At 39.9% G+C, this 9,649-nt stretch carries 7 protein-coding genes, 3 tRNA genes and 1 rRNA gene; 10 read left to right on the top strand and 1 reads right to left on the bottom strand.

The genetic code is table 11. The features are described from left to right. The 5 genes from G611_RS0109200 to G611_RS0109180 all read left to right on the top strand — a co-directional run. A 23S ribosomal RNA gene (locus tag G611_RS0109200) occupies positions 1 to 288 on the top strand; the annotation flags it as partial. Between the two features lie 128 nt (positions 289 to 416). Then, a tRNA-Glu gene (locus G611_RS0109195) sits at positions 417 to 488 on the top strand. 9 nt (positions 489 to 497) lie between these two features. Then, a tRNA-Ser gene (locus tag G611_RS0109190) sits at positions 498 to 583 on the top strand. 10 nt (positions 584 to 593) lie between these two features. Continuing rightward, positions 594 to 667 (top strand) — tRNA-Arg (locus G611_RS0109185). 297 nt (positions 668 to 964) lie between these two features. Further along, a complete protein-coding gene (locus G611_RS0109180; RefSeq protein ID WP_028243372.1) occupies positions 965 to 1,432 on the top strand; it encodes a methylglyoxal synthase in 468 nt (155 codons plus the stop codon). Between the two features lie 124 nt (positions 1,433 to 1,556). On the opposite strand, the gene G611_RS0109175 is transcribed toward G611_RS0109180, so the two are convergent. After that, a complete protein-coding gene (locus tag G611_RS0109175) occupies positions 1,557 to 2,966 on the bottom strand; it encodes a hypothetical protein (protein WP_028243371.1) in 1,410 nt (469 codons plus the stop codon). Positions 2,967 to 3,242: 276 nt separating this feature from the next. Here G611_RS0109175 and G611_RS0109170 point away from each other — a divergent pair, with 276 nt between their 5' ends. The 5 genes from G611_RS0109170 (at position 3,243) to G611_RS0109150 (ending at position 9,558) form a co-directional block, all read left to right on the top strand. Further along, positions 3,243 to 3,830, top strand: a complete 588-nt coding sequence (locus G611_RS0109170; protein ID WP_036948894.1) for a 50S ribosomal protein L25 — start codon at positions 3,243 to 3,245, stop codon at positions 3,828 to 3,830. Between the two features lie 327 nt (positions 3,831 to 4,157). After that, entirely contained in the window at positions 4,158 to 4,991 is an 834-nt protein-coding gene (licT, locus tag G611_RS0109165) for a BglG family transcription antiterminator LicT (RefSeq protein WP_028243369.1), read from the top strand. Positions 4,992 to 5,162: 171 nt separating this feature from the next. Continuing rightward, positions 5,163 to 7,088, top strand: a complete 1,926-nt coding sequence (locus G611_RS0109160; RefSeq protein ID WP_028243368.1) for a beta-glucoside-specific PTS transporter subunit IIABC — start codon at positions 5,163 to 5,165, stop codon at positions 7,086 to 7,088. 31 nt (positions 7,089 to 7,119) lie between these two features. After that, the gene (locus G611_RS0109155) at positions 7,120 to 8,556 is read left to right on the top strand and encodes a glycoside hydrolase family 1 protein (RefSeq protein WP_028243367.1); all 1,437 of its coding nucleotides are present in this window, start codon (positions 7,120 to 7,122) and stop codon (positions 8,554 to 8,556) included. Between the two features lie 66 nt (positions 8,557 to 8,622). Next, the gene (locus G611_RS0109150; protein ID WP_028243366.1) at positions 8,623 to 9,558 is read left to right on the top strand and encodes a DNA/RNA non-specific endonuclease; all 936 of its coding nucleotides are present in this window, start codon (positions 8,623 to 8,625) and stop codon (positions 9,556 to 9,558) included. Positions 9,559 to 9,649: the final 91 nt, after the last annotated feature.

Raw genomic sequence — 9,649 nt, 5'->3', positions numbered from 1 at the left:
CTATCCGGCGCGGGCGTAGGATATTTGAGAGGAGCTGCCCCTAGTACGAGAGGACCGGGGTGGACGGACCACTGGTGTATCAGCTGTCGACCAACGGCATAGCTGAGTAGCCAAGTCTGGACGGGATAAACGCTGAAGGCATCTAAGCGTGAAGCCCCCCTCAAGATGAGATATCCCCTTCCTTCAAGGAAATAAGATCCCTTATAGACGATAAGGTAGATAGGTTCAAGGTGTAAGTGCGGTAACGCATTCAGCTGATGAATACTAATAGATCGAAGGTTTATTCTAAAGAAAAGAATGTAGCGAATAATCGGAAGAATAAGTCTTACTGTGTGAAGTTTTGAGGTTGCTTTTATAATTAGCAAGCACCACCGGGATTTGCTTGCTTTTTTATTAAAAGATAGTTGTATTGATTTGGCTCCGTGGTCAAGCGGTTAAGACATCGCCCTTTCACGGCGGTAACACGGGTTCAATTCCCGTCGGAGTCATTTATATATGCAGAGGTATCGAAGTGGTCATAACGAGGCGGTCTTGAAAACCGTTTGTCCGCAAGGGCGCGTGGGTTCGAATCCCACCCTCTGCGTTTATAATATGTGTGTGTAGCTCAGCTGGATAGAGCACTTGGCTACGGACCAAGGTGTCGGGAGTTCGAATCTTCTCACGCACGCTAAGAGGCATTGAATCTTCGTGGTTCAATGCCTTTATTGTATAAAGAAATTCGATTATTTTAAAATTTTGTACTTTTTGTTGTGAATGTGGTATTGGTGTATAAAATGCATCATAGGTTTATTATTGTATACACATGCTATATTGTATACCATAATTACTTGAATTTTTCATATATTTTGGGCAATTATTGATATTGCCATTAGTAGTTATAAGATGATATTATCTTTAACGCTGCAAAAAAAGAATATATTTTAGCATATGATTATAAACAGAACCGTTTTATTTAGGAGGAAATATGGATAACGATGTACTACTGACAATTGGTCGTACAAAAACTATTGCACTTATTGCTCATGATCAGAAGAAGCCTCTTCTCATCGAATGGTGCAAACAGAATAAAGAATTATTAGAGAAACACAATCTTTGTGGAACAGGAACAACTGCAAGGATGATTTCAGATAAAACCGGACTTAATGTAATGGGATATAACTCAGGTCCTCTTGGGGGTGACCAGCAGATTGGCGCAAAAGTCGTTGAAGGAAAGATCGATTTAATTATTTTCTTTTCGGATCCTTTAACACCTCAGCCACATGATCCTGATGTTAAGGCTCTTATGAGAATTGCTCAAGTATATGATATTCCAATCGCTGTTAACAAAGCGACAGCAGATTTTCTTATTACTTCTAAATTCATGGTTAAGGACTATAATCATACTGTTATTGATTTCAATCATAATATAGAGGAGCGTTCAAAAGCATTGTAATAAAAAGAGACAGCAAAACTTATTTCAGTCGTGCAAGGTGCAGAAGATGTTGAGCGAATGGATGCTTCGCTCTCACTTGCTGTAACTGGCGGCGATTATAATTGGATGTAGGAGGACTGTGACACTAAGCTCGGTGTCCTCCTATCTGCAAATTTCTTTCTTTGGTAGTAGCGCCATCTTGAAAATTAAGCCCTTTCAAGATGGCGTTTGAACCATATTTAATTCTAACATCTAATAGGGCAGAGTGAATCTGCGTTTCTTTATTAATAGCATCATAGTCTGTGAAAAGATTAAGCTGAAAATATCCACCATTACTTTGAATATTACAAGCGCAGATGCCAAGTTTGCGAAATAAAATTCTATGATCAGCTTTCTTAGTTATATCATCCATAATAGCATTAGTAATTAGTTTCGATGTGTTAGTGGCAGTGCGAAGATTTACAGTGCCGCCTGAATGGGCAGGATGTAGTCTTCCATACCAATCGATAGCGAGAGGCCCATCATATTGTGGGAAGTATTCCAAGCTTTTATGATCATAGCTTACCCACCAAGTGAATTTTGATGAAACTATATTTTTCTTGTACATATCGCAGCACAGGATATCAATCATTTCTTTCAGTACAATGCAGGCTTCATCGTATTTGTAGGGACGAGGGAGAACTTGACCGTTGGACAGGGAGTGATTGTCAGATTTGTAGTTTTTGATATCATGCATTGTTACAGGCTCGATGCCCCATGCATGATCAATTAGGATTTCAGCATCTATGCCGAAATTTTTATAAAACCATTCTTCATCTATCTGCGAGCGTTCTGCAATATCTCCCATTGTAAACATCATGTTGCGTTCTAAACGACGAGCTTTACCGTTTCCTATTTGCCAAAAATCAGTGAGTGGCCTGTGTGGCCATAGGATTTTCTTGTATGAATCTTCGGTAAGGGCAGCAATACGAACTCCATCTTCATCGGCTGGAGCCTTTTTGGCTACGATATCCATTGCTACCTTTGCGAGATACAGATTAGTCCCAATTCCAACTGTAGCAGTGATGCCGGTTTGCTTCAGGACGTCTTTTATCATGGTGAGAGCCATGATATGGGCGGGGCTTTGACCAGTTCGGATGGCAGCAGTTTCATATAGGTGCAAGTAAGGGGTGCAGTCAATGAAGCTTTCATCGATACTGTATACATGAATGTCTTCTGGCGCTACATATTTTAGAAAAATCCCGTAAATCTGTGCAGAGACCTGTTCGTATTTCAGCATTCGTGGCACAGCTGTTATATAAAAAATCTTAGTGTGGTGCATCCGTTCATATCTTGCTATGGCTTGTTTTGCCTCGAAAAGTCTAGGTCGGCTTGGTACGCCGATGGCTTTAAGGGCCGGCGATACGGCAAGACAAATGGTCTGGTCACTTCGGGTGGAATCGGCAACGAGCAGATTGGCCTTGAGGGGATCAAGCCCTCTTGATACACATTCAACAGAAGCATAAAAGGATTTCATATCTATGGCAATATAGCATTTAGAATTTTTTAGTTGCATAGGCATACCTCCTTGCAAGCAGAACATATATTCCGAAACTACGTTTGCTTGCAATAAGATAATACACCAGAACACTCATTCGTGTAAAGCGAACAAATTCTAAAATTTTGTACAAAATCGTTTCATCACATTACCTATAGTAAAAATATAGCTTGACTATTTTGCAAAAGAGGACTATAACAGAACCGAACACGAGAAAATACGAAACGCCAATTGAATATCGACATTCCGCAAATTTCCCTGCTCAAATATTTGTATTTTAGGAGGAAGAGACAAATGGATACTTACAGAGTACAAAGACGTGACATGGAAAAGAAGGCAAAGAGGTTGAGAAGAGAAGGCTACGTAACAGGTAACCTGTTCGGTAAAGAAATCGAACGATCAATCCCACTCCAGTTCGAGGTTAAAGAGGCTGAGGCTCTTAGAAAGAGCGGACATACTCAGATGACTCTTGATTTGGAAGGAAAGAAGTACAATGTGTTACTTAAGGAACTACACTATGATGCGGCTAAGCATCAGATTGTAGAGATGGATTTCCAGGAGCTTGTAAAGGGCGAGATAATCCACGCAACAGCAGAGGTTGTTCTTGAGAACAAAGATGCTGTTACAGAAGGTGTTTTAGATCAGTTATTATCTGAGGTCGCTTACAAGGCAAAGGCTGAGGATGTAGTTGAGAAAATTGAAATAGACTGCAGCACACTTAGGCTTGGTGATTCCATCACAGTTGCAGACCTTGATATTTCAAAGAATAAGAAGGTTGAAGTAACCACACGTGCCGACCAGGTAGTTGTTGAGGTTATTGCAGCAAAGAATAACGTTGCCGATGCTGATGAGGAAGAGGATTCTACTCAGGCAGCTTCATAACAAAAATATCAACGTGATATTATGCCTGATTCTGCAAAAGGGTCAGGCTTTTTTTATGTCAGAGATATTGTGAATATTTTGTGAAATGTATACAAAATGCACAAAGTCAAATTAAGCTAAAAGGCGAAAATGTACACAACATATTTACAAATGGTGCATTTAATTGTAAAGTATCACTTGTAAACAAAACAAGTTCGGATTGTTACTGCAAGGCAGGCAAGACTGAATCGCCCAATTTATTTATAATCTCTTTAGATTATGGTATTATTTTGCGTGGGCTGATTCGGTCATTTTTTTATTTTAAAATTGTAGAGAGAACTATCAACCATGAAGATAAGAAAGATTTTAAATAATAATGCAGCCTTGGCGATTGATGACAAGGGGAACGAAATAGTATATACGGGCTGTGGTCTCTGCTTTCAAAAGAAGAGCGGAGAGGAGCTGGACGAAAGTAAAATAGAAAAGACTTTCGTTATGGAAAAGTCAAGTGAGCAGTTCATGAAGCTGGTATCTGAAATGCCATACGAGCAGATTCAGGTGGCTGATGAAATCATCACATACGCTGCTAAAAATCTTGGCAAACGACTTTGCAACAATATTTATATCACTCTTACAGATCACCTTGGCTTTGCTATTGAGCGAAGCAAAACAGGGACAGTTCTTAAGAACAAGCTTCTTTGGGAGATAAAGAATTATTACAAGACAGAATATCTCATGGGCTTACATGCACTTGAGATTATCAAAGACAAATTGGGAATTGAGCTTCCCGAGGACGAGGCAGGGTTCTTTGCACTGCATATCGTAAATGCGGAGTTAGATGGTAATATGCATCATACCATGGAGGCTCCAGAAATTATTGATGATATAGTTAGCATCGTTAAATTCACATATAACTCGGAGTTGGATGAAGGTACCTTTTCGTATGAGAGATTTATCACTCATCTAAAGTATTTTCTACAGAGGGCAGAGCGTAGTGCTTATTACGAGGCTCAGGATGAAGAGCTATATGAAAGCATAAAAAGAAGATTCCCAGACGCTTATAAGTGCGCTGAGCGCATCAAAAGCTACATGGAATCCAGATATCCACAAAAAATTACGGACGAAGAGATGTTATATCTTACAGTCCACATATCAAGAATCACAGAAAGAGCGAAAGCTTAATCTTAGGATAGTTACGGCTGTAGAGTCGGCTAAACCTGTACATTAGTTGTAAAAGTATGTCTATGTATAGACACTTAACTAAGGTGCAGGTTTTTTTATTTGAATTTGACAGGCCAGTGTGCAGGGCCTGAAGAAGATAAATATATTATATGGGAACAAGGAGAAGAAAAAATGGCAAGCAAATATGATGGATTAGCTCGCATTATCATCCAGAATGTGGGTGGAAAAAGCAATATTAAAAGCATTACACATTGTATAACAAGATTAAGATTTAAGCTTAAGGATGAAAGCAAGGCAAACACAGATATCCTTAAGAGCACAGACGGAATCGTAACAGTTATCCAGTCTGGTGGACAGTATCAGGTAGTTATCGGAAATCATGTACCAGATGTTTATGACGTAGTATGTGAGCACGCAGGAATCACAGGTTCAGCCCCTGTAGATGATGGCCCAGCAGAGAAGATGAGTGTTGGTGCGGCTCTTATCGATATTATTTCTGGTGTATTCCAGCCACTTCTTTCAGTATTATGTGCAGCTGGTATCATCAAAGGTTTACTTGCAGTTTGGTCATTCGTGGCTAGCAGCTCATTTGGTATCGATGTAACAACAAGCGGTGCTTATGAGATATGGAACGCAGTTGGAGATGGATTCTTCTATTTCCTTCCAATTATATTAGGTTATACAGCAGCTAAGAAATTTAAATGTAACGAATTCATTGGTATGGCTCTTGGTGTAGGTCTTACTTATCCAAATATGGTTGCTCTTAAGAGCGCTGAGGTTCTTGGAACAGTATTCGCCGGAACATCATTCAGCATGGATTACATGACAAAGTTCTTTGGAATTCCAGTAATCATGCCTGCTTCTGGCTACACACAGTCAGTAGTTCCTGTAGTTTTAGCTGTTTACATTGCAGCAAAGCTTGAGAAGTTCTTCAAGAAGCACATTCCAGATGTAATCAAAACATTCATCGTTCCACTTTGTGTTCTTGGAATTATGATGCCACTTACATATCTTGTAATTGGACCAATCGCAACAGTTATATGTAACGTACTTACACTTGTATTCGGTGGATTATACAACATCCCAGTTGTTGGTGGTATTATCGCTGGTGCACTTATTGGTGCTTTATGGCAGGTACTTGTTATCTTCGGTTTACATTGGGGACTTGTTCCACTTGCTATGATTAACTATGGAACACTTGGATATGACTTTATCCTTTCTCCATACTTCTGTGTATCATTCGCACAGTCAGCAGTAGTTCTTGCTATGATTCTTAAGACAAAGGATAAGAAGCTTAAGGACATCGCTATTCCAGCATTTATTTCAGGTTTGTTTGGTGTAACTGAGCCATGTATCTATGGTATTACACTTCCAAAGAAGAAGCCATTCGTTATCTCTTGTATCGGTGGCGCAGCTGGTGGTATTATCACAGCATTAGCAGGTGTTAAGTCATACACAATGGGTGGTCTTGGTTTATTCGGACTTCCATGCTACATTGATCCAAATACAAACAGCCTTTACAGCATGATTTGGGTAATCATCTCAATCCTTGTAGCTGTAGCAGCTTCATTCATCCTTACAATGATTATTTACAAGGATGATGCTCCAGTAGCAAAGAAGGAGCTTAATTCTTCTGCAACAGTAAACGGTGAAGTTCTTTTAGCTCCAGTAAAGGGCGAAGTTAAGCCATTAACAGAGGTTTCTGATGCAGCATTCTCTTCAGAGGCTATGGGTAAGGGTATTGCAATCGTTCCAGTAGAAGGCAAGGTATACGCTCCAGCTGATGGAACAATCACAGCATTCTTCTCAACAGGTCACGCTATCGGTATCACAACAGATAAGGGTGCAGAAGTTATCATCCACGTTGGTATGGACACAGTTCAGCTTGAAGGCAAGGGCTTCAACCCAGTAGTTAAGCAGGGCGACAAGGTTAAGAGAGGAGACCTTCTTCTTGAATTTGACCTTGACCTTATTAAGGCTGCAGGTTATTCAACAGAGACACCTATTGTAATTACAAATTCTGGTAAGTACACTGATATCATTCCTACAGATTCTATATCAGTAGACAATGGTAACGAGTTAATCACATTATTGTAATTAAAAAAATAAATTTAGAAAGGCACTTATAATGAGAACATTTAAGACAGATTTTTTATGGGGTGGAGCAGTAGCTGCTAATCAGTTAGAGGGAGCATGGAATGTTGATGGTAAGGGCGCATCAGTATCTGATATGTGCACAAATGGTAGTCACACAACTCCAAAGAGACTGACAACAACTATCGAGGAGGGGACACTTTACCCATCCCACGAGGCTATAGATTTTTATCATCACTATGAAGAGGATATCGCACTTTTTGCAGAGATGGGCTTCAAGGTGTTCAGAACATCAATCAACTGGACTAGAATTTTCCCAACAGGCATGGAATCTGAGCCAAATGAGGCAGGTCTTGCTTTCTACGACAAGGTATTTGATTGCTGCAAGAAGCACGGTATCGAGCCACTTGTTACAATTTCTCATTATGAGCTTCCTTATGCTCTTGTAGAAAAGTACAACGGCTGGGAAGGTAGAGAGCTTATCGACTATTTCATGAACTACTGCAAGGCTATTTTTGCCAGATATCAGGGAAAGGTTAAATATTGGTTAACCTTCAACGAAATCAATGCTGGTACAATGCCATTTGGTGCAATTCTTTCAACTGGTACAGTTAAGGGTTATTCAGGTCCTGTAAATCAGGTGCCTGACAAGCCACAGGAGAGATTCCAGGCTCTTCATCATCAGTTTGTTGCATCTGCACTTGCAGTAAAATATGCTCATGACAACTATCCTGAGTACAAGATGGGAAATATGATTTGCTTCGTAACATCATATCCTGCAACCTGCAACCCAGCTGATTTGATTGAAAATCAGGAACACATGAGAGAGGTAAACTGGTATTGCTCAGATGTTATGGTTCGCGGTGCATACCCAGCTTATGCTCAGAGCATTTGGGACAAGCATGGAATCACTATTAAGATGGAGCCAGGTGATGAGGAAATCTTAAAGAACGGTACTGTAGACTTCTATACATTTAGCTACTACATGTCAAACGTTATCAGTGCTAACAAGGATACAAATAATGGGGCTGGAAATCTTATCGCTGGTGGTAAGAATCCTTACCTTGAGGCTTCTGATTGGGGATGGCAAATCGATCCAATGGGACTTAGATATTCGCTTAACGAGATTTATGACAGATATCAGATTCCACTTATGGTTGTTGAAAATGGACTTGGCGCTAGAGACGAAATTGAAGCTGATGGTTCAATTAATGACGACTACAGAATCGATTATCTTAGAAAGCACATTGCTGAAATGAAGCTTGCAGTAAATGATGGCGTTGACCTTATGGGTTACACTCCATGGGGATGTATCGACCTTGTTAGTGCATCAACAGGTGAGATGGCAAAGCGTTATGGTTTTATCTACGTTGAAAAATATGACGATGGAACAGGTACACTTGCAAGAAGAAAGAAGAAATCTTTCGATTGGTACAAACAGGTTATTGCCTCAAACGGTGAGAATTTATAAAATAGTAAGAGCTGGCACATTTATATTGTGCCAGTTCTTTTTGATTTTATATTTAAGGAGTACAACATGGACGAGACAAAAATCAAGTTTAAGAGAGGGCTTGTAAGCTTGGTGCTTGCATTTGCATTAGCCGTAAGCTGTTTTGGATTTAGCAATGAAACAGCAGTGGCAGCAAATGAGCAGGTTGTTTCAAGCAAAACTCTTACATATGAGTCTATCCCTTCATTTGCAGGGAAGGCCAGTACACCGATAAATGGCAATGTTCCATTTTTCACAACAAAGGAGAAGAAGAACACCAAATCCTTTGAATCTTACTCAAGGCTGGATAATCTTAAAAGATGCGGCGTAGCCTATGCTAATCTTTCCAAAGAGCTGATGCCCACAGAAAAGCGTGGCGCCATTGGAAAGGTTAAGCCTACAGGATGGCACACATACAAATTCGCCGATATTATCCAGGACAGATATCTATACAATAGATGTCATTTAATTGCCTTTTGTTTAGCGGGCGAAAATGCTAACAAGAAGAATCTTATTACAGGTACACGCTACATGAATGTGGATGGCATGCTTCCTTATGAGGAGAAGGTTGCCCAATATATTGATAAGACCGACAATCATGTGCTATATCGCTGCACACCAATATTTGTAGATGATGAATTGGTATGTCGCGGTGTAATGATGGAGGCCTATTCAGTAGAGGACCATGGCAGAGGAATATCATTTAATGTATTTTGCCATAATGTGCAGCCTAATATCGATATCGATTATCAGACTGGTGTAGCAAAAGTGGCAGAGACCCCAGCACCACAGCCTGAGGTTACTGAAGAGACCCCAGTTCAGGCGACAGCAGATTATGTATTGAACACTAATACAAAGAAGATTCATCTGCCGGGCTGCAGGTCTGTTTCCACAATAAAACCTGAAAATAGACAGGATGTAAATTGCTCAATTTCTGATTTAGAAGCGCAGGGCTATACCCGCTGTGGCAATTGTCATCCATAAAATTATTAAAATTAAATTATTTAGAGACTGGTTTTGGCCAGTCTTTTTTTTTAAATTGTTATATATGATAACAAATTGTACACATAATTTT

The organism is Pseudobutyrivibrio ruminis AD2017, assembly GCF_000424305.1.
Lineage (GTDB): Bacteria > Bacillota > Clostridia > Lachnospirales > Lachnospiraceae > Pseudobutyrivibrio > Pseudobutyrivibrio ruminis_B.
This window is presented reverse-complemented; position numbering and strand designations above follow the sequence as displayed.

Excerpts from the sequence above, each read along its gene's own strand:
- G611_RS0109180 (WP_028243372.1), top strand. The coding sequence starts at position 965 with ATGGATAACGATGTACTACTGACAATTGGTCGTACAAAAACTATTGCA.
- G611_RS0109175 (WP_028243371.1), bottom strand. The coding sequence starts at position 2,966 with ATGCAACTAAAAAATTCTAAATGCTATATTGCCATAGATATGAAATCC.
- G611_RS0109170 (WP_036948894.1), top strand. The coding sequence starts at position 3,243 with ATGGATACTTACAGAGTACAAAGACGTGACATGGAAAAGAAGGCAAAG.
- licT (WP_028243369.1), top strand. The coding sequence starts at position 4,158 with ATGAAGATAAGAAAGATTTTAAATAATAATGCAGCCTTGGCGATTGAT.
- G611_RS0109160 (WP_028243368.1), top strand. The coding sequence starts at position 5,163 with ATGGCAAGCAAATATGATGGATTAGCTCGCATTATCATCCAGAATGTG.
- G611_RS0109155 (WP_028243367.1), top strand. The coding sequence starts at position 7,120 with ATGAGAACATTTAAGACAGATTTTTTATGGGGTGGAGCAGTAGCTGCT.
- G611_RS0109150 (WP_028243366.1), top strand. The coding sequence starts at position 8,623 with ATGGACGAGACAAAAATCAAGTTTAAGAGAGGGCTTGTAAGCTTGGTG.